The sequence below is a fragment of the Martinezella sp. CNPSo 3890 genome (assembly GCF_057784455.1).
The window spans coordinates 170,426-191,016 of record NZ_JBXSOR010000011.1 but is presented as its reverse complement, the minus strand read 5'-3'; the positions used below and the strand labels follow the sequence as shown (position 1 = coordinate 191,016).

Below are 20,591 nucleotides of genomic sequence, written 5' to 3'. Positions count from 1 at the left end.
ACTCCTTAGGCGTCCCATTGGGGCGCGAGGCCGGGTGGGCTGACAATGCGGCCATCCGGGCGGGCGAGAGCGGCGATGGCGATCATATCCGCCTCGTCGAGATTGAAGTCGAAGATCGCGATGTTCTCCTTGACGCGCTCGGGATTGGCGGTCTTGGACAGCGCGATGTGGCCCTGCTGGATCAGCCAGCGCAGCCCGACCTGCGCGGCGCTCTTGCCGTATCTGGCGCCGACCCGCTGCAATACTGGCTCTTTCGGCACGGCACCGTCGGCCATGCCGTAATAGGCGGTGATCGCGACATTGTTCGCTTTCGCCGCCGCGATAAGGGCCTGTTGAGGCAGATAGGGATGGATCTCGACCTGATTGGTCACGATCGGCGTGCTGGAAAGTCTGGCCGATTCCCGCATCTGCGCGATATTCTGGTTGCTGACGCCGACGAAGCGGGTCTTGCCGGCGGCCTTGACGGCGTTCAGCATTTCGATCTGGTCGGCGACCGGCACCTTGTCGCCCGGCCAGTGCAGCAGCAGGAGATCGACACGGTCGGTCTTGAGCTTGTCGAGGCTCTCGTCAACCGAAGCGGCGAACTTCTCCTTGCTGTAATTGTCGACCCAGACCTTGGTGGTCAGGAAGAGGTCGTCCCGTCTTGCGCCAGCCGTTTGCAAGGCCCTGCCGAGCGCTGCCTCGTTCTGATAGATCTGCGCCGTATCGAAATGACGGAAGCCGGCTTCGAGCGCGGCCGGGATGGCACGCTCCACTTCCGCGTCCGACATGCGGAAGACGCCGAAGCCGAGCGCGGGAATTGTAGCGCCGTGGGCGGTAACGGTGAGCATCGAAAACTCCTTTTTGAAAATCTCGACGGCCTTGGCCGCCTTGAATGGATGCCGCGCCGGATTTGAAGGCGCGATTTCTTCGGCCTATGAAATAGAGAGAGCATCCGCACTTGATAATTGGGCAGCTTTTCACATTATTTGTGAAACCAAATCAAAAATAGGTGCTCCATGGACAATCGCGTCGGGGAGATGCAGGTATTTCTTCGGGTGGTGGAAGCAGGCAGTTTTTCCGAAGCGGCGCGCCTATTGCGCATGACGCCGTCCACCGTCAGCAAACTGATCTCACGCATCGAATCCCGGCTCGGCGTTCGGCTTGTCGAACGCTCGACGCGACGGCTATCGCTGACCCTGGAGGGGCGGATCTACTATGAGCGCAGCCAGGCCCTGCTGCATGATCTCGACGAGGTCGAGCAGGAACTGGCGCAGGGCGCGACGTCCACGGGCGGCACTGTACGGGTCAACATTTCCGTTGCCTTGGGCGTGCTCGGACTTGAACCGCTCTTGCCGGAATTCTGGCAGAGTTATCCCAATGTCGTCATCGATCTCTCGCTGTCGGATGAAATCGTCGATCTTTATCTCGACCGTACCGACGTCGCTTTTCGGGTCGGGGCCTTGCCGGCGTCAGGCATGATCGCGCGCCGCATCGGCATTGCCCGCCGCAAGATCGTCGCCGCGCCCAGCTATCTCGATCGCCATGGAATACCGTTGACCGTCGATGATCTCTCGCGGCACAATTGTCTGGGGTTCAATTTCCGCCGTCTCGCGCCCGTCTGGCCGGTAAGGGAAAGCGGCCGCATCGTCGATCGCGCCATGACGAGTTCGCTGCTCGCCAACAATGGCGAAACCGTGCGGCGCATGGCGCTGGCGGGTGTGGGGCTCGCCCGCATGGGGGACTATCACGTCCGCGCCGACATCGCGGCAGGCCGTCTCATCGAGGTGCTCGCCGATGTCGTCGAGCCGGATGAGGAGCAGATCCATGCGGTCTTTCTCGGCGGCGCGCGCATGCCGCAGCGCGTGCGCGTCTTCCTCGATTTCGTCGTGCCGCGCCTCCGGCAATTCCTTGAAGGGGAGGCCTGAGCGGCCTTGGTGGGGATTTAATCCCGGCCATGTTCTGTGCCGGCAACCCGCCACCGAGACGTCGGCGGGCAGGGATCACTGCAAGGGTCGCGATATCGCGCCGGGTCGAGGCTGGATCGACGGATTTTCGTCCTCCTGATCGGTCTCGAGCCGCTGCAGGATCGGGCAATGCGGACGATGGTCGCCCTGGCAGGAATTAACGAGCATGGTGAGTGTGTGCTCCATATCCTGCAGGTCGGCGATCTTTTTCTTCAGCGCTTCGATGTGACCCTGAGCCAGGCGCTTGACCTCGGCGCTCTGCCGGGTTTCGTCTCGCCAGAGTTCCAGAAGCTCGCTGATTTCAGTGACGGCGAAGCCGAGATCGCGTGCTCGGCGGATGAAGCGCAGCATGTGCACGTCGTTATCCGAATAGTCGCGATAGCCCGATGCCGTCCTGCCGGCGGCCGGAATGAGGCCGGTCTCCTCGTAATAGCGGATCATCTTGGCCGAAACGCCGGATGCCTTTGCCGCTTGTCCGATATTCATGAAGCTTCTCCAATGACAGGCACCGCCTGATGTCGCCGATGGCAGGTGGGCCTTCCAACCATGGGAAGGTCAATAGCATATTTTTCGCCAGGGGGCACTTGACCTTACCACGGTTGGAACCTCCACCTTGAGCACCATGAGATCAAAACCTACGGGAATTCTCGATAGGCCCACGGTCAAGGTCGAGACGACCGCCTTTCAACCGATACTCGGGCAGGTGGTTGAACAAGCGGGCCGGCCGGCAGTCGCGAACTGGGCAACCAAGGTCATGAAAAGCTCTCCACGATCACCATCGACGCAGAGCCGGTTGAAGACGCCTTCGGTTCAGGGACCAAGGAGCGCGAGGCTGCGGTGAGCGGTACCATGGGGATGTTGCTGTGAGTAAGAGGAAGCAATCGATGCACCGACGTCGTTTTCTAACAGGGCTGGCGGGCCTGGCGATTTCCGGGCCGGCCGCGGCCCAAATGATGCATGACATGGGACATATGGGGGCAAACGGCGCTCATGACATGCCGATGACCGGCGGCAAACCTGTCTTGCCGGAAGGGCAGCCCTTGCGTGAGTTGCCGCGCTTGATGAACGAGGCTGGCGAAGCGGGTCTGTTCAAGGCAAGGCTTGCCGCCGAACCGGGGTCGGTTCGTTTCGCCGAGGGGCTCGACACGTCCGCGCTCCTCTATAACGGCGGAAATCCGGTGATCGAGGCGTATGAGGGCGATAGGGTCGAGATCAGTTTCAGGAACGGCATTCCCGATGAGCCGACGACGGTTCATTGGCATGGGATGCCGGTGCCTGCGGATCAGGATGGCAGTCCCATGGAGCCCGTCGCCTCGGGCAGCGAGCGCCTCTATGCTTTCGATCTGCCGCAAGGCAGCGCCGCATCCTATTGGTTCCATCCCCATCCGCATGGCCTTACCGCCGCGCAGGTCTATCGCGGACTCGCGGGCGTCTTCCTGGTCAAACCCAAGGATGACCCGATCCCCGCCGAATATGGCGATACGATCCTCATGTTCACCGATCTCCGGATCGGCGAAGATGGAAGCATACCAGCGAGCAACATGATCGATCTGATGAATGGGCGCGTCGGCGATCATATCCTAGTCAATGGCCAGAAGAATCCGGTCCTGGCCGTGGCGAAAGGGGAAAAGCGCCGCCTGCGCCTCCTCAACGCGACAAATGCGCGATTCCTGCGGCTGGCATTCGAGAATGCCGCCATGGTGCTCGTCGGAACGGATGGCGGCCTTATCGAAGCTCCCGTCGGCATAGACGATTTGTTGCTCGCGCCGGCCGAGCGCGTCGAACTCATCATCTCCTTCGACAGACCGGGAGCGGCGAAGCTTGTCACGCTCGGGTATGAGCGTGGGTGGATGGGGCCGGGCAAGCCCGAAGAGGTCGGCATGACCTTGCTGACGGCAAATGTGTCGGAGGAAGCCGCGCCTGTCGCGCCGCCGCTTCCCGCGAAGCTGCGCACCATTGACGGCTTCGCGAAACCGTCGGTCACGCGTCGCTTTGTATTGACGGAATCCATGGAAGGCATGGAGATGAAGTTCCTTATCAACGGCGCCAGCTTCGATATGAACCGCATCGACGAAGTCTCGAAGGTTGGACAGGTCGAATTATGGGAGATCGTCAATCAGGCGGACATGGACCATCCGTTTCATGTGCATGGGGCGCAGTTCCAGCTTGTCGAACGCGAAAAGGATGGCGAGGTCACCAAGCCGTCCTACCGCGCCTGGAAAGACACCGTGAATGTTGCCGCCGGCGAGACGGTACGCATCCTGCTGCGACAGGATTTGCCGGGGCGGCGCATGTATCATTGTCACATCCTCGAACATGAAGATCTCGGCATGATGGGCACGGTCGACGTTAAGGCCTGACAAGCTCGGTCATCAATCGAAGCGAAGAGGGAAAATCGTCGTTCCCTTCATCCCTGGCCTCGGATCTCGATCAGGTTGAGGCCGAGTTCGCTTTTGCCGGTGTGGATGTGCTGTTCGGGTCTTGCGCGAACAGCGGGTTCGGCGCTTTTATGTAAGCGCGTCCTACTGCAGCCAAGTGTTCGCGGCGACCTTGGAGGAGGGTCGATCGCGATCCCGCGGTGGATGCCAAATTGTGCTGACGGTGGCATTCAAGGGGAGGACTCGATGGCCGCTAATCATCAGACGCAATACCGCGAACGCGTGCGCTCTGCCCATGAGGCCGTTGCCTTGATACCATCGGGCGCGAAGATCGCCATGCCGATCGCTGCCGGTCAGCCGCCCGCCATTCTCGCGGCATTGGCCGAACGTGCGCGGGCCGGCGCGGTGGACAATGTCCGGCTCTACTACCTGCTTTGTACAGGCGTCGCCGGCTCGAGCGTGCTCGACTTCGACCTGCGTGACCGCATCATTCCAATGAGTTATTTTCATGGAGCGGTGGATCGCGCCCTGGATAAGCGGCGAATGGCCGAGATGCTGCCCGCCGCCGAAATCGTGCCGTGCCATTTCAGTCAGGTGCCGCGTTCCCTGGTGGAGCATGTCGGCGTCGATACGTTGATCGCCACCGTCTCGCCCATGGATGCGGACGGAAATTTCAGTCTCGGCGCCAGCACGGATTATGCCCTGGCGGTCGCCCGCAAGCCCGGTGCCCGGCTGATCCTCGAGGTCAATCCCAGCATGCCCTATGTGCGGGGCAATTGCATGATCCCGGTCTCAAGCGTCACCGCGCTTGTCGAGAACGACGCAAGCCTGCCGGCGCTCTCTGCCGCACCTCGCTCGGAAGTCGATGATGCGATCGGCGCCATCGTCGCGGGACTCGTGGACGACGGCGATTGCCTGCAGATGGGCATCGGTGCGTTGCCGGACGCTGTTTGCGCCGGTCTATCCCAGCACCGCCACCTGGGCATCCACACCGAAATGATGACATCGGGACTTGCCGCTCTGGTCAGGGCCGGCGTGGTCGATAATAGCCGCAAGCAGATACATGTCGGGCGAACCATCTTCACCTTTGCGCTGGGAGACAAGCCGCTTTACGACTTCCTGAACGATAATCCCGATGTCGAAGCACATCCCGTGGATTATGTGAACAATCCCTTCGTCATCGCCCAGAATGACCGCATGGTGTCGGTCAATGCCACGCTGCAGATCGATCTCAATGGCGCGTGCAATTCCGAATTCGTTAATGGGCGGCAGTTCAGCGGCACGGGCGGGCAGGTGGATTTCGTCCGAGGCGCCTATGGCTCACGCGGCGGCCGCTCGATCATCGCCTGTCATGCGACGGCGGCCAAGGGAACGCTTTCGCGTATTGTTCCAACGCTGACAGGTCCAGTAACGACGTCGCGCAACGATATCCATATCGTTGTCACGGAATATGGCTGGGTGAACCTCAAGGGAAAATCGGTGGCGGAGCGGGCGAGGGCGATGATCGCGCTTGCCCATCCCGATTTCCGGGAGGAGCTTGATCGGGCTGCCCACCAGGCGGGGTTCTACGCGCCGGATTGACGTCATCAGCGTTGATCTTGCATGGGGATAAGAAGAACCGGGGGGAAATCGGATCCTTCCGGCTTTGATCGGACGTCAACCGATCGATGGAAGAAGCCTGAGGGATCGGAACCTCAGGCTTCTCATACCCGGCGCTAAGCCGGGTAATTCCATATTAGAAGCTACGCTGGAAGCGCAGGATACCAGCCCACTGATCCTGGTTCACGGAATCGAAGTTGGTGTAGGAGACTTCCGGCTCGATGAGCAGGTTCTTGACCGGGTTCCACTTGACGTTCGTGGTCGCGGCAAAGATCTTCGAGTCGGTGTAGGCGAGCTGGAGGTTCCACTTCAGCTTTTCGTTGATCGGAACGCCAACGCCGCCCCAAACAGCCCAGTCACCCCAGCCGCACTTCGATGCATCGTTAGCCGGGCAAGAAGAGCGAGCCAGGTTGGTGCCCGCGTACTTGTTCAGGTTGTCGCCGTCCGTGTTCCAGCCGCCCATCAAGAAGGCCGAGAAGACGCCGAAGTCAGCGTCGACGCGAGCCTTGATGGCGCCTTCCGACTTAATGGAGTCGTAACCGCCGACAACCTTGAAGCCCCATGCGCCGGACTTGAAGCCGGCACCGGCAACGACGTCGGGAGCGTAGTGGTTGGCCTTGTCGTCGCTTGCCCAGCTCGCGCCATAACCAGCGCCCGAGCCGCTGGAGTTCGAGTCTTCAACCGAGACGACAGCCGTGAAGCCGTTGCCGGCATCGTAGGTGTAGGTCAACTGGTTGAGTTCGTACGGGCCGTCATAGATCACGTCGTCGTTGATGACGTCGCCGGCATAGCCGATGTAATAGTTGAACTGCGAGTCGGCCTTACCGACCAGGAAGCCGCCGAGGCTGATGTTGGCGAACAGCAGCTTGGTGGAGGTCGAGTTGCCTTCCTGCCAATCCCAACGGATGACGGTATTGGTCTTCAGCGGGCCATATTCTGTGTCGGTCGCGGTGTCGAGGCTCAGCTGAGCGCGGGTATGCCAGAGAGTGCCGTTGTGGCTGTTGGCATTGTAGGCATCGTACCACTTGCCTTCGGTACGGACCATGCCGCCGACCTTGAGGCAGGTTTCGGTACCGGGAATGAAGAAGTAGCCAGCACCATATGCGTCGCAGATGCGAACGTATTCCAGCGGCTCCGGCTCGGCGGCGACGATCGCGTCAGCAGCATGAGCACCGGATACCGCCGCCAGAGCGGCAGCGGAGCCGAGAAGAAGGCTCTTGATGTTCATTGTAAACTCCTTGTCGTAATTATTTCTACGTAATCCAAGGAGCGAGCATAATAGGCTAGCATGGAAGTGCTCCCCGCAAACAGGAAGCCAAACCAGGCGCTGCATCTGCAATAGACCGCCGGTACTATCCCCACCCCGATGGGACCTCGTTAGCTGGCGGCTGAAACAACAACCCCACCAGATCGCAAGCTAATCAGATCCCGATGACAGAGCTATATACATTCAGATTGTTTGTAAATCCGACCCGGAGCCATTCGAAAACGGAAAAACTGGTTGTTGATTTAATGCAACACATGCTTGGCGGGAAAATTCGGATAGGAACCCCCATCCAAGCAATCAAGGGATCGATCGAATGCTCGGATGGCCCAACCTCTCTCCTCTCATCGGCGGCGTCAGCATGCGATCGCAAACAGCTCCATCGCATTGGCGAAGCCCTTCAGCGGCTGCCGCCCGATCGAGATCGCATCGGTGATATCAGCCTTTTGCTGGAATGGGCCTGATATCAGGAGCGCTTGGCCGCTCTCGCTGCAGACGTTCTGGATACGGCTGACGATATTGACGTCAGGGCCGATCAAGGTGAAGTCCAGGCGGTTGCCGGAGCCGACATTGCCGTAGCTCACCTCGCCATAGTGCAGCGCGATACCGACCTTGACACGGATGCCTTCATATTCGAAGCCGCTTATTTCATCGAGAATTGTCTTCGCCGCGGTCAGCGCCGCATCGCAGGCTCCGGTCGCATCGACGCCTGGAAAGAATGCCAGAACCGCATCGCCCATGAATTTCAGCACCTCTCCACCTTCGTGGGTGATCGCCGGTATCACCTTGTCAAAATAGGCGTTCAAGAGCCCGAGCACGGTACCGCCTGGCAGCCGATTGGAAAGCTCGGTGAAGCCGCGTAGGTCGCACAGCAGAAGTGCGGCCTCCATGGATTCGATTTCTCCGCGACGGATGTGTCCTGCGAGGATGCGGCTCGCCGTCATCGGGCCGATATAGGTGTCGAGAAGGCTGAGTTCGCATTGTCTGAGGACGCGAAGTTCGCACGTGTTGCGCAAGGCCGGGAGGATGCGTTCGATCAGATCATGCTCGCCGGATGTGAAGCCGCCTGGCCGCCGCGTGGCGAAGACGGCGCAGCTGATCGGTCCGTCGGCGTTGCAAAGCGGCGCCACGATCAATTGCACGAGCCCCCGGCCGGAAAATATGTCGATATGTTGCCAGCGCCCATGCGGACTCTCGCCCGGACCGACGACGAGCGGTTCGCGCATCTCCTGTGCCTTCATGAGCGGCGTATTGGCAAGCGCGAGACGCGAGCCATGTTCGCGATCATGGATCTCGACCGGCTCGCCGGGCGCCCAGGCGAAGGTGCGGCCGATGAATTCGGGATGCAGCGTCGTCAGGTGCAGCGTCAACCGATCGATGGGAAGGCCGAGGGCCCGCAGGCGGCGGCCGAGCCCGGCGACAAGGCCGGCCTCGTCGAGGGCGTGGCATTCATCGCCTGTCAGCCATTCGATCAGGCTGAGGGTAGCCGCAGTATTGACGCCAATATGGCCCGTCCTGGAATTGATGATCGAGGTCTTGGGCATGTCGTGCAGCAGGGTCATGGCTATCTCCTCCTCTTTGAGATGCGGCGCTCAGTGTGCCGCACCGCCGGAAAGGTGGCCGGGTTTCTTCAGAAGCAGGCTCGCGACGAGGGCGATGACCAGCGCGACGCCGAGCAGGAAGAACGTGTCGCTGAAAGCCATGATGTTGGCCTGCTTGCGAAGACTGGCGGCGATGGCGACGATCGCCTTGTGCGTGGCAAGCGCCTGGTCGCTGACACCATGGTTCATGAAGTAATTCGTCAGATTGACAACGCGGGCACGGGTCGCCTCTTCGAATGCCGAGACCGAATTCGTGAGAATGTTGGAATGAAACTGCTCGCGCTTGGTGAGAAAGGTCTGCAGCGCGGCGATGCCGACCGCGCCACCGAGATTGCGCATCATGTTGAAGAGCGCCGAGGCGGAACCGGCATTTTCCTGCTCGATGCCGGCGGTGGCGATCGCTGTCAGCGGCGTGAAGGCGAGCGCCTGGCCGACGGCGCGCACGATATTCGGCCAGAAGAGCTGATCGCTGGCATAGTTGCCGGTTATGTGAACATTCATGAAATTCGAGGCGGCAAAGAGCGCGAAGCCAACGATGATCAGCAGGCGGGCATCGACACGTTTCATCAGCCGTGGCACCAGCGGGATCAGGATGAGCTGCGGAATGCCGGTCCAGGCAAGCACCATGCCGATCTGCTCGGAATTGTAACCCTGAATACGCGTCAGGTAGATCGGCAGGATGAAGACCGAGCCATAGAGGGCGACACCCATCAGGAAATTGGCGACGATGCCGAAGCCGAAATTGCGGCGCGCAAGCAGGCGCAGGTTGAGGAGCGGATGGGCGGCGCGAAGCTCGATGATGAGAAAGAGCGTCAAGGAGACCGCGGCGATGACAGAGAGGCGGACTATGAAAGGGGAACCGAACCAGTCGTCCTTGTTGCCTTCCTCAAGCACGGTCTGCAGCGCGGCAAGGCCAACCGCCATGGTGATGATGCCGGGCCAGTCGCCCTTGGCGAGCAGCGAAAGGTTCATCGGCGCGCGATCGAGCGAGGCCCAGAGCATGCCGATCATGAGAATGCCGGGCACAAGATTGACGTAGAAGATATATTCCCAGCCCCAGTTTTCCGTGAGGTAGCCGCCGATGGTCGGCCCGATCGCCGGCGCGAAGGTCGCCGAAAGGGCGAAGAGCGCGAGGCCGATCGGCTGCTTGGGCTTGGGGAGCAAGGTGATGATGATCGTGAAGGCCATCGGGATCAGCACTCCGCCGGAGAAGCCCTGTATGGCGCGCAGCACGATCATCTGCTGCAGATTGGCGGCAAAGGCGCAGCCGACCGAGAAAAGCAGGAAAAGGAGGGCGTTGGTCAGCAGATAGATGCGCACGGAAAAGACGCGGGCGAGCCAGGCGCTAAGGGGAATGACCACGATTTCGGCGATCAGATAGGAGGTCGAGATCCAGCCGCCATCGTCCGTTCCAGCGCCGATCGCGCCCTGGATGTCGGCAAGCGAGGCATTGACGATCTGGATGTTGAGAACGGCCATGAAGGCGCCAAGTGTCGAACCAACGACGGCGGTCCACATGCGAAGCGGGCTCATGGCGGGCCGGGCAACCGGAGCCGATACGGCTGAATTGTTGTTTGCGGCGATCTGAAGGGTAGCCACGACGTGTCTCCTTCCGGCTCATGCCAGAATAATCTCATGACGATACAGAGGTGATAATCGATGAAGATCGGGAAGGATCATCCAGCGTGGCTGGATAATCCTTGTGCGTCCGTCGTCGATGTCTGGATGGCCTTGGTGTCGATTTCCGGCTCCACCGACATGCCCGAGCGCAGCAAACCGACGAGGTTATCGTCATCGATGACGATCTTCACCGGTATGCGCTGGACGATCTTGGTGAAATTGCCTGTCGCATTGTCCGGTGGCAGCAGCGAGAATTCGAGCCCGCTTGCCGGCGAGAGGCTGTCGACGTGGCCCTTGATGGTGATGTCCGGGAAGCTGTCGACCTTGATTTCGACCGACTGTCCGGGACGTACATAGGTGAGCTGCGTCTCCTTGAAGTTCGCGACGACATAGACCGAGTGCAGCGGCACCACCGCCATCAGCTGCGTTCCCGATGTCACATACTGCCCGACGCGAATCGAGCGGGCGCCGACCGTGCCGTCAACGGCGGCGACGATGTTGGTATAGGAAAGATTGAGCTCGGCCTGCTGAACGGCCGCAGCGGCCCGATCGCGCTGGGCGGCTGCCTGATCTCGCTGGGTCTGAAGCACCGGCACCTTGTTCTGAGCAGCGACGAGCGCGGCCTGATCGCGCTCGACGGCGGCGGCTGCCTGCTTTCTGGCCGATGCCGTCTCTTCGGCGCGCGACTGTGTGCCGACGCCGTTGGTGATCAGCCGAGCCGAACGCGCTGCATCCGATATCGCATAATCCAGGGAGGCTTGCGACGCGTCGACCGTCGCCTTGGCCTGCCCGATCAGCGATTGCTGCAGCTGGATCTGCGCATCGATGTTGGAAATCGCCGCATCCGCGGCCTTCAGATCCGCCTTCGCCTGGGAAAGTGCGGCCTGGAAATCGCGGTCGTCTATGCGGGCGAGCACCTGGCCGACCTTGACCTTATCATTGTCGTTGACAAGCACATCCTTGATATAGCCGGCGACCTTCGGCGCGATCGTGGTGTAATCGGCCTTCACATAGGCGTCGTCCGTGGATTCGATGAAGCGCCCGACCGTCCAGTAGCGATAGCCGAAATCCGCCGCGATCGCGACGCCAGCCAGCAGCGCGGCGATCAGCACGCCGCGCTTGATGAGCTTTCCGCCTGTCTTGGGCGTGGCCGAAGCGACAGGCGCTTCGACGGTCACACCCCGCGGGGCTTCGCTCGTGGGAGACCTTGCGACCTCGTTGGCCGGAGCAGCGTCGGCTTGGCTCGCGTTCTTGAACGCTTCGTTGCGGGGGAGTTCCACCATCGTCCGTTTCCTTCAATGCGCCACCCCTTTGCCCGGGGTCATTTTGATGCGATGAAGATGCATCCGAACCGTCCTTCTGATAATCTCCTCAAATCGGGAAGGATCATCAAGTCACAGTGGATAATCCGAGGACAATATGGATCGGTTGACCAGCCTCACAGTCTTTGGCCGGGTGGTGGAATGTGGCGGCTTCTCCGCCGCCGCCCGCCGGCTCAACATGTCCGTCACCATGGTGGGCAATCACGTGCAATCGTTGGAAGACCGCTTGGGTGCGCGGCTTCTGAACCGGACGACGCGCCGGATCAGTTTGACGGAAACCGGCAAATATTATTATGAGCGTTCCTCACAGATACTGGCCGATCTCGAGGAGGCCGATCGGGCCGCCGGCGCGCTTAGTACCATGCCGCGAGGCACGCTTAAGCTCTATACCAGCGGCGCAATAGTCCGCTTCCTGCTTCCCGTCGTCAACGAATTCATGACGCAATATCCCGCGATCTCGCTCGATTTCAACGTCGGCGAACGGTCGATCGACATGGTCGAGGAGGGTTACGACCTGATGATCCGAACCCTCCCCGCATCCGACTCGACACTCGTCGCGCGCAAGCTCGCGCCCTGGCGGCACATGCTCGTTTGCTCGCCCGAATATCGTGACACACATCCGATGCCGAAGGTTCCGGCCGACCTCGCGGAGCATAATTGCCTGCAATATACCTATTACCCCTATGGCGACGAATGGCGTTTCGAGGATGCTGATGGCAAGCAAGTGGGCGTCAAGATTTCTGGCAATGTCGTCTCCAACAGCGCGGAGACACTGCGCTTTCTCCTGGCGAGCGGGCAGGGCATCTTTCTCGCTCCGAGTTTCATCGTCTTCGAAGAGGTCGCCGCTGGCCGTCTCGTGCGTGTCATGCCCGACTATCGCGCCGTGGAATTCACGATCAGCGCGATCTATCCGAACCGTAGCCATCTGCCGACGAAAGTGCGATTGTTCATCGACCTTTTGGCGGAGCGTTTCGTCGAGCACCGCAAGTGGATGACCTGAGCACAACAAGGCCGAGTCCTTTCCGTCGGTGACGCAGCAGTGAATGGAGCCATCTCAAAGCCATGGCGAACCGAATAACATGCGAGGCTCGTCCGGAGCTGCCTGCGATTCAGATGCGGAACGGATTGACCGACGTCTTCGTGGAAGTTCTCGCCATTGCTGCTTCGGTGTTGGCGCGAACGAGGTCGGAGCAAGCGTTTGCATCCTGGATCGCATCGCGAGATCAGGCGGTCTTGGGACTTGGGGCGGTGGGATTCGACATCGCCGAAATGCCCTGGCACGTCGCGACATTTGCCGCGGATCGGAATTTTGTAATTCGGGCGATCACCGCCGCGGAATCGAAAGTCGGTTGGGAAAAGCTGGGCTACGAGCCGAAGGAAGACTGGCTGATGCCGCGCCTGATGCGTTTGCGAATGCTGGTGTCGGCATTCGGACCACACAATATCAGGGCAAGCGGCGCGGCGATCCATTCGACCTTTTCCGAGAGCGACCTCAGGCGCTGCGAAACGCATGGGATCATCATGCATGCTTACGGATGCCTCGTCTGCAACAGGTCGGGGCCTTCCTGAAATTCACGGGCATGTGGCATGGCCTTACCGATCGTACAGGACGTCCTCGGGTCCATCCGGCCGGTGGCGGCATCATGACTGCGGTTGTTCGGCGGGCTGGCGCGTTTCCGCCTGGCGTGCGGCCGACGCGAGGCGCCGTTGCGCCCGGATGGCGCTCCATTGTTGATCGATCAAGACGCCGATCAGGATGACGCCGCCCATGACGGCGAAGTTGAGCGAGGAGGGGATACCCAAAAGGTTGACGAGGTTCTGCAATTCCTGCAGCAGGATCGTGCCCAGCACCACGCCGATCAGCGATCCTTCACCGCCACGCAGCGAAAAGCCGCCAAGCACCGCCGCAGCGATCGCGTAGAGCTCATAGAATTGCCCATGGCTCGCCGGCGAAATGGAGCGGGTGTACATGGCGAAATAGATCGCTGAAAGCGCCGTCAGCACGCCGCATATGATGTAGGCGACCGTTACCATCTTCCTGGTGCGGATGCCGGAATATTTCGCCGCCTCCTCATTCTTGCCGATGGCGTAGAGATAGCGGCCGTAGACGGAGCGATGCAGAACGATCCACATGACGGCGGCGATGATCACGAGCGCGATGAAGGTGTTCGGCACGCCATAGAAGCGGCCGGCGGTCAGGAATTCGAGGGTGGGAAAGTTCTGGCCGAAGGCGAAGCCTGCCGTGCCGTCCGCTGTGTAGAAGCGCGCCGCGCCACGATAGATCAGGAGGCCGCAAAGAGTGACGACGAAAGGCTGGAGGTTGAGCCGGGTAATCAGCCAGCCATGGATCGCTCCCAGGAGGCCGCCAAGGATCAGGATCAGCGGCAGGGCGATCGCCCAGGGCATGTTCTGGACGGCGATGAAATCGATGAACAGGACGCCGAGCAAGGCAACCAGCGAGCCGACGGACAATTCGATGCCGCCGGTGATGATGACGAAAGCCTGGCCGATCGACAATATCCCGAAAAGGCCGATAAGGTTCGACGTATTGGCGAGGTTGATCGGCAACAGGAAGCGCGGATTGATGATCGTCACGACAATGCCGACAACGATAATCAACAAAAGCAGGCCCAGATCTTTCTTACTCATCTATATCAATTCCCATTGGCCGCGGCCGTTAGAGCAATTCCAAGCGAAGTGCTAAGCATCTTTCGCGGGAAATTGCGCAAAAACAATGAGATAGAGCGGTTCAGGTTTCCTTGGATAGCTGAACCACTCTAGTGTAGCGTTTTGCCGACGGCCAGCAAAAGCACGTTTTCCTGACTGAACTGATCCTTTTCGAGGATGCCGGAGATCCGACCCTCATGCATGACGGCGATGCGGTCGGAGACGCCGATCACCTCTTCCATGTCGCTTGAGATCATCAGGATCGCCACACCGGCATCGGCAAGCTTGCGCATCAGGCTGTAGATTTCGCTCTTCGCGCCAATATCGATACCGCGGGTGGGCTCGTCGAAGATCAGCACCTTCGGGTGCATCGCCAGCCATTTGGCAAGCACGACCTTCTGCTGGTTGCCGCCCGAAAGCGTGCCCGTGCGGGTCGCGATCGATGGTGTCTTGATGGCGAGCTGCCTGCGCTGCGTTTCGGCCATGGCATTTTCCCGCTCCGGCGAAACCATGGAGCGGCGCGCAAAGGCCGGGAGGTTGGGCAACGATATGTTCTGCGAGATCGGCATATCCAGCAGGATGCCATTCAGCTTGCGATCTTCGGGCACCAGGAAAATGCCATTGGCGACAGCGTCCCTGGCGGATCGCAGTTTGAGCTCGCGTCCGCCGAGGGCGATGGTGCCGCCATAGCTATGGTCGACCCCGAACAGGACGCGGGCAAGTTCCGTCCGGCCTGAGCCGACGAGACCGGCAAGACCCAGGATTTCACCGTAACGGATATCCAGGTTGACGGGCTGCGCCGGATAGGCGGCTGTGCGGACCGCCGCGATCTTCAGGGCGATATCGCCCGGCGGACGGGCCGCTTCCACGGAGCGCGCGGCCAATGCCCGCCCGATCATCAGCTTCACCATGCGATCATGGTCGATGGCGTCTTTCGCCAATGTGCCGACAAGCGTCCCGTCGCGCAGAACGATGACGCGATCGGCGACACGTTCGACCTCATGCAGGCGGTGCGAAATGAAGATGACGCTGATGCCTTCGGCTTTCAGCGAGGATATGACGGCCAGCAGCTTTTCCGTCTCGGCAAGCGGCAGGCTCGAGGTCGGCTCGTCGAGAATGACGAGACGGGCATTGATGGACAACGCCTTGGCGATCTCGACCATCTGCTGCTGGGCAAGCGATAGTGACGCCACCGGCGTATCCGGCGAGAAATTGGCGCCGACGCGCTTCAGAAGAGGGGCGACCATCTCGCGCAGGCGGGCGCGGTCGACCAGTTTCAGGGCGCCGCCGCGCAATGGTTCGCGGCCAAGGAAAATATTGGCCGCGACATCGAGATTTTCAAAAAGGTTTAGCTCTTGATGGACGAAGGCAATCCCGGAGGCGATGCTGCTTTCGACCGTGAAGGCCCCGTGCTCGGCTCCATCGAGCCGAATACTGCCATGATCCGGCCTGACGACGCCGCCAAGGATCTTCATGAGCGTCGATTTGCCGGCGCCGTTCTCGCCGACAAGACCGATCACTTCGCCGGGGCTGACGTCCATCGAGAAATTATCGAGCGCGACCACGCCCGGATAGGTCTTGCCGATTCCCGAAAGGCTGAGAAAGGGCATCGTGGTTTCAGCCGATGCCAAGTTATCCGAGCGCTGGTTCATAACGAATATCATGCCTGTGCGATGTGGCTTCGAGAGCCGCGGCGACGTGAGCAACTGCATTCGAGCAGCGCCGGTCCTCGCAACCGGCGCTGCTGGTTGGCCTTAATTGCCAGCCATGGCCTTCAGATTGGCCGCATAGGCATCGACGTCGTCCTTGCCGATGATTTTCGTCGGGATGATGATCAGCTTGTTGGCGGGAATGCCCGATTTGTCGCCCTTCAGGTAGGCGGCCATCAGCTTCATGCCCTGATAGGCCCAGAGATAGGGCTGCTGCACCACCGTCGCGGCGATCGTTCCTTCCTTGACGCCGCCGAGCGTGATCGGATCATCATCGAAGCCGACGACGGTGATCTGGCCGAGCTTGCCGGCTTCGCGCAGTGCTTCATAGATGCGGGGCGTGTTGTAGGAGTAGAAGCCGACCATGCAGGTGACGTCAGGGCTCGCGACGAGCGCGTCTTCGACATTCTTCTTCGCTCTCGTCTGGTCGATGTCGTCGCCGCGCACGTCGGTCAATTCGATCTTCGTGCCCGCCAGGCCATCCTTCATGCCCTGAATGCGCTCCTTGGCATTGTCGGCGCCGAGAAGTCCCACGAAGCCGATGCATTTGCCCCCGTTCGGCATGGCTTTCTTGGCGATCTCGGCGGCCTGCTTGCCGGCATCGACGTTCGATGAGCCGATATAGGCGACGCGGTTCGTATCCGGTGCGTCGCTATCGGTGGTGAACAGCGCCGTTTCCGAGCCGATCTTGTTCAGCCCCTCCGTTGATGTCTTGGGATCGACGGCCGAAACCATGATGCCCTTGACGCCGGCCGCCACGAGGTCTTCCATCAATCGCTGCTGGATCGCGACCGACGATTGTTCAGGATATTTCAATTCCATGTTGAAGTCCGGCAATTCGGCCTGAGCCTTCTTGACGCCGGCTTCGGCCGCCTTCCAGAAGTCGGACGCGCCGTTGACCACAAATGCGAGAGTGGGCTTGTCCGCGGCATAGGTCGCCGTCGCATAGCTCAGCAGCAACCCTGCCGCGAAGGCGGCAGCGCCCCGTGTTACGTATTTCATGATCGTCCTCCCATAGATCCGCCTGCGGGATCTGGTTGCAACTCGCGGCAGGCCGGTCCTGAGCCCCCTCCCAGGGTTTTCTCGCCAAGCGAGATAAGGCACGTCCCACCACGACACCGACGGTATACGACTAATTTCAATTAGTAAATAGTATTAGTAATACAGTTGCCTGCGCGCGAAGCGGCGGACTCTCGAAAATCTAGCTATTTGGTTCAATTGCCAGCGATCTCGCGCTTGAAGATGTGGGTGGCGATTGTATGCCCTATCCGCACCGGTTGCCGAGATCGTGCAATTGATGATAATAAAAATTAGCGCATGAAGGCGGCCGTGGGGATCGTAGGCCGTTTTCGCTTCAGGGGAGATGAGACGCAGTGAAGAAGATATCGGCCGCAAACGGCGATCGCACGGCCACCGACAACAGGGCAACGAAGCGAAGCGGCCGTCGTTCCGGTACGAGGGTCACGATGACCGATATCGCCAAGGCGGCTGGATGTTCGCAAAGCGCAGTATCCTTCGTCCTCAACAATACGCCGGGCATGCGGCTATCGCAGCAGACCCGTGAGAGGGTCATCGAGGCAGCCCGCCAGCTTGGCTATGTCGCGCCGGTGCTTGCCGCGCCGCCGGCGCTGCTGTCTCCGTCGAGGCTCGATGGCGTCATCGGCTTTGCCGTCGACCAGCTTGCAACCAGTCCGGAGGCGGTTGTCGCGATCGAAGGAGCGCGCCAGGCCTGCTGGAATGCCGGAAACGTTCTGCTCGTCGCACAGACCATGAGTGATCCCGTCATGGAGCCGAGAGCGATCAAGGCGCTCACCAACAGCGGCATCTCGGCGCTCATCTACATGACGATCTTCACCCGCGAGGTGGAGGTGCCGGATTATCTTTATGATCTCAATATCCCGATCATTCTTCTGAATTGCTATACGTCCGACTATGCCTTTCCGTCCGTCGTTCCGAGCGAAATCGCCGGCGGGCAGACCGCGACCCGGCATCTGATCTCGCATGGGCATCATCGCATCGCGACGATCACGGGCGAACCGTGGATGCAGGCCGCCCAGGATCGATTGACCGGTTATCGTCGCGCCCTGGCGACGGCCGACATTCCATTCGATCCGGAGCTTGTCATAGAGGGTGACTGGTCGGCGAGCGCCGGCTATGCCGGCACCATGAAACTACTTTCGCTCCGCGAGCGCCCGACGGCGATTTTCTGCCAGAACGACCGCACCGCCATTGGCTGCTACGAAGCGCTGAAGGAGGCTGGCCTCCACATTCCGGAGGACATGTCGGTCATGGGTTATGACGACGAGGACATCTGCCGTCATCTCATGCCGCCCTTGACGACCTCCGTCCTTCCTCACATGGCAATGGGCCAATGGGCGATCGAGCATCTGGAAACGGCCGTCTTGCCGCGAGAGCGCCGCTACCAGATCACCAAGCTCGAATGCTCGCTTGTCAAACGTGCGTCGGTTGCCGCACCGGCTGGCATCAGAACCGGGCGCAAGGTGCGAAAGGTTTGATCGGGTTCGCCGGCAGGCGCGGGGCGATCCGTTCGCCTGGCAACCTGTAGAGGCGTCTTGGCGACTGACGGTTCGATTGCTACCCTGCGCGTCATGACGGTTCTCTCTCCGGATACCCGCCCGCCGCTCCGGCTTTTGTTCCGGCTGCCGTCGCTCACCCTGCGACTGCTGTGGCGCTTCTGGCCGCAGCTGATGGCGCTGTGGCTGCTCGGCCTGATCGGAAATTCGCTTCTCAACGAACTGGCGGTCATGATCGGCCGGCTGAATGCGCTGGCCGGGCTGTCTACCCTGGCCCTTGTCGTTCTCCTGAAGCTTGTCATTATCGTCGCGCTGTTCGAGACCGTGCGACCCGGGTTGGCCTCGCTTGACGCCGCCTCGCGCGCTGCGGCTGCCTCGCCGGAAACCGATACCGGCGACGGCGCCGCGACGCCCAGCTTTACCTCGATACTCGCGCTGACCCTCGTACCATTCTTCGCCTACTATGCCGCCTGGGGATTTCTCGGCGACACGGTGAGGGAATATTCCAGGCTATCGCTCGACCTGATGCCGTTCGGGGAGGATTATAATCCTCTGAAATTCGGCAGCAGTGCCTGGCTCCTCGTCTCGGTTGCCATCGCCTGGGCGGTCAGGCGCTTTGCCAAATTCATGCATTCGCGTTCGAAAGCGCCTGTCTGGGCTGTCATCATCGTTGTTTGTGAGGCGAACTGGGCCTTCATCGGTCTCTTTGTTATTTCGACCTGGGAAGGCGACATCCGTTCCTGGGTCGCTAAGCTCCCCGAAACGATCGGGCATTTTTTCGGCTTTCTCAATCCGGTCGGCGATGCCGCGGCGGCCACCATCTTTCCGCCGACGGCGGAGGACGCGTCGCTTTCCTTTTCCAGGCAAATGCGCGGCCTGTTCCTTTATGCTCTTTATCCCGTCGTCTGGCTGACGCTCGCAGCCTTGGTCTATGGCTACGACATCAATGGCGAGCGCCCGCTGACGGAGGGCCGGTTGGCGCGCACGGTTTCGCGCTGGCGGTCGCTGCCAAAGGCGATCCGTGATTTCATTTCGCATTTCATCGCGGGCACGGCAAAACGCTATCGTGCCTTGGCCGAGGGTGTCGGGCTGACACTCGGCTCCGGTCTCGGGCTGATGCTATCAGTCATTCTGCTTTACCGGCTGCTGGATTGGAGCTCGGCCTGGGCCTGGTACGGCCTCTCCAGGCTGATCGGTCCGCACGATCTGCCTTTGTGGCAGATGATCGCGCAGGCCATTTCGCTCGTCTTCGGCAGTCCCAGCGCGCCGGGTGACGGCGTCCTCATCATGCCGATAAAGATCTGCCTGCTTGCCGCGGCTCTGGAAATCGGTTTCGCGCAGGGGCGGGAATGGCGCCGCGGCGGAAGCTGAAGCACGCAGCGGTTCAGCCTCTCGTGGCTCTGCTTTAATTCAGCCGCAGCGGAAAGGATATGGCGTCCGGTCTCGTCGAAGCGAAGCTCAGCTGTGCCGACAAGGAGGGGATTGCGTCGGCCGGCACGACGAATTTTTCCTCCATGAGCGTATTTGCGCTTTTGGCGGGCGGCTGGCGCGATACGGTATCGCAGCCATCGATGGGAGTGGCCTGTGGATCGAGGTCGCGGCTGAGATCCTTGGAGAGAATGAAATTGAGGGACTGCCAGCGACGGCCCTTCGGGTCCGTCAGGGTCAGGCTGCATTGAGCCCAGGACTGTCCGATATCGTCTTGGGCTCTCGCGGCCAGCCTTACGATCACCAGGCGCATCTGGCCGGGGAAGGTCATTTTCCCGTCACGTCCGTCGCCGATCACCCTTGCCTGGTCGAGTGTCCAGGAGGCCTTGGCATAGGTCTGCCCGCCGATATTGCCGCTTACGCGCAGCTCGCTTCGCTTGATGTAATCCTCGGCGTTGCGCCATGCGTTGATGGCATAATAGCCGGCGAGCAAGAAGGGCAGGCTAAGCAGAGATGCCAACCA

The 20,591-nt window shown here is 60.6% G+C and carries 17 protein-coding genes; 7 read left to right on the top strand and 10 right to left on the bottom strand.

Features of this window, described 5'->3' with window-relative positions; translation table 11 throughout:
* Positions 1-5: 5 nt before the first annotated feature.
* Positions 6-830 carry an aldo/keto reductase gene (locus AC13RC_RS23520; RefSeq protein ID WP_488558590.1) on the bottom strand — a complete coding sequence of 275 codons (825 nt, stop codon included), beginning with the start codon at positions 828-830 and terminating at the stop codon, positions 6-8.
* Between the two features lie 168 nt (positions 831-998).
* Between AC13RC_RS23520 and AC13RC_RS23515 the strand changes: the two genes are divergently transcribed.
* Positions 999-1,907 carry a LysR family transcriptional regulator gene (locus tag AC13RC_RS23515; RefSeq protein ID WP_488558589.1) on the top strand — a complete coding sequence of 303 codons (909 nt, stop codon included), beginning with the start codon at positions 999-1,001 and terminating at the stop codon, positions 1,905-1,907.
* 75 nt (positions 1,908-1,982) lie between these two features.
* Here AC13RC_RS23515 and cueR read toward each other — a convergent pair whose 3' ends face one another.
* Positions 1,983-2,432, bottom strand: a complete 450-nt coding sequence (gene cueR, locus AC13RC_RS23510; RefSeq protein WP_113333342.1) for a Cu(I)-responsive transcriptional regulator — start codon at positions 2,430-2,432, stop codon at positions 1,983-1,985.
* A 398-nt stretch (positions 2,433-2,830) separates the two neighbouring features.
* Between cueR and AC13RC_RS23505 the strand changes: the two genes are divergently transcribed.
* Both AC13RC_RS23505 and AC13RC_RS23500 read left to right on the top strand, forming a co-directional pair.
* Complete coding sequence (locus tag AC13RC_RS23505; RefSeq protein ID WP_488558588.1) at positions 2,831-4,306, top strand: multicopper oxidase family protein; 1,476 nt, start codon at positions 2,831-2,833, stop codon at positions 4,304-4,306.
* 264 nt (positions 4,307-4,570) lie between these two features.
* A complete protein-coding gene (locus AC13RC_RS23500) occupies positions 4,571-5,905 on the top strand; it encodes an acetyl-CoA hydrolase/transferase family protein (protein WP_113355843.1) in 1,335 nt (444 codons plus the stop codon).
* A 154-nt stretch (positions 5,906-6,059) separates the two neighbouring features.
* On the opposite strand, the gene AC13RC_RS23495 is transcribed toward AC13RC_RS23500, so the two are convergent.
* The 4 genes from AC13RC_RS23495 to AC13RC_RS23480 all read right to left on the bottom strand — a co-directional run bounded on the left by AC13RC_RS23495 (position 6,060) and on the right by AC13RC_RS23480 (position 11,691).
* Complete coding sequence (locus tag AC13RC_RS23495) at positions 6,060-7,151, bottom strand: porin (protein WP_113396260.1); 1,092 nt, start codon at positions 7,149-7,151, stop codon at positions 6,060-6,062.
* Positions 7,152-7,543: 392 nt separating this feature from the next.
* Positions 7,544-8,731 (bottom strand): adenylate/guanylate cyclase domain-containing protein, encoded by a 1,188-nt coding sequence (locus tag AC13RC_RS23490; protein ID WP_488558604.1) that lies wholly within the window; start codon positions 8,729-8,731, stop codon positions 7,544-7,546.
* A 48-nt stretch (positions 8,732-8,779) separates the two neighbouring features.
* Positions 8,780-10,387, bottom strand: a complete 1,608-nt coding sequence (locus tag AC13RC_RS23485; RefSeq protein WP_488558587.1) for an MDR family MFS transporter — start codon at positions 10,385-10,387, stop codon at positions 8,780-8,782.
* A gap of 77 nt (positions 10,388-10,464) precedes the next feature.
* Positions 10,465-11,691, bottom strand: a complete 1,227-nt coding sequence (locus tag AC13RC_RS23480) for an HlyD family secretion protein (protein ID WP_145323603.1) — start codon at positions 11,689-11,691, stop codon at positions 10,465-10,467.
* 136 nt (positions 11,692-11,827) lie between these two features.
* Between AC13RC_RS23480 and AC13RC_RS23475 the strand changes: the two genes are divergently transcribed.
* Both AC13RC_RS23475 and AC13RC_RS23470 read left to right on the top strand, forming a co-directional pair.
* On the top strand, positions 11,828-12,730 hold the full coding sequence (locus AC13RC_RS23475; RefSeq protein WP_113354631.1) for a LysR family transcriptional regulator: 903 nt from the start codon (positions 11,828-11,830) through the stop codon (positions 12,728-12,730).
* Positions 12,731-12,843: 113 nt separating this feature from the next.
* Positions 12,844-13,299: a hypothetical protein gene (locus AC13RC_RS23470; RefSeq protein WP_183814124.1), complete on the top strand. Its 456-nt coding sequence runs from the start codon at positions 12,844-12,846 to the stop codon at positions 13,297-13,299.
* Between the two features lie 72 nt (positions 13,300-13,371).
* Here AC13RC_RS23470 and AC13RC_RS23465 read toward each other — a convergent pair whose 3' ends face one another.
* The 3 genes from AC13RC_RS23465 to AC13RC_RS23455 form a co-directional block, all read right to left on the bottom strand.
* Positions 13,372-14,379, bottom strand: coding sequence for an ABC transporter permease (locus tag AC13RC_RS23465; protein WP_488492888.1), 1,008 nt, complete (start codon positions 14,377-14,379; stop codon positions 13,372-13,374).
* 128 nt (positions 14,380-14,507) lie between these two features.
* Entirely contained in the window at positions 14,508-16,049 is a 1,542-nt protein-coding gene (locus AC13RC_RS23460) for a sugar ABC transporter ATP-binding protein (RefSeq protein ID WP_488558586.1), read from the bottom strand.
* Positions 16,050-16,151: 102 nt separating this feature from the next.
* The gene (locus AC13RC_RS23455) at positions 16,152-17,108 is read right to left on the bottom strand and encodes a sugar-binding protein (protein ID WP_113333353.1); all 957 of its coding nucleotides are present in this window, start codon (positions 17,106-17,108) and stop codon (positions 16,152-16,154) included.
* 371 nt (positions 17,109-17,479) lie between these two features.
* Between AC13RC_RS23455 and AC13RC_RS23450 the strand changes: the two genes are divergently transcribed.
* Both AC13RC_RS23450 and AC13RC_RS23445 read left to right on the top strand, forming a co-directional pair.
* A complete protein-coding gene (locus AC13RC_RS23450; protein ID WP_488558585.1) occupies positions 17,480-18,622 on the top strand; it encodes a LacI family DNA-binding transcriptional regulator in 1,143 nt (380 codons plus the stop codon).
* Between the two features lie 57 nt (positions 18,623-18,679).
* Positions 18,680-20,011, top strand: a complete 1,332-nt coding sequence (locus tag AC13RC_RS23445) for a hypothetical protein (protein WP_488558584.1) — start codon at positions 18,680-18,682, stop codon at positions 20,009-20,011.
* A gap of 34 nt (positions 20,012-20,045) precedes the next feature.
* On the opposite strand, the gene AC13RC_RS23440 is transcribed toward AC13RC_RS23445, so the two are convergent.
* A complete protein-coding gene (locus AC13RC_RS23440) occupies positions 20,046-20,588 on the bottom strand; it encodes a hypothetical protein (RefSeq protein WP_488558583.1) in 543 nt (180 codons plus the stop codon).
* Positions 20,589-20,591: the final 3 nt, after the last annotated feature.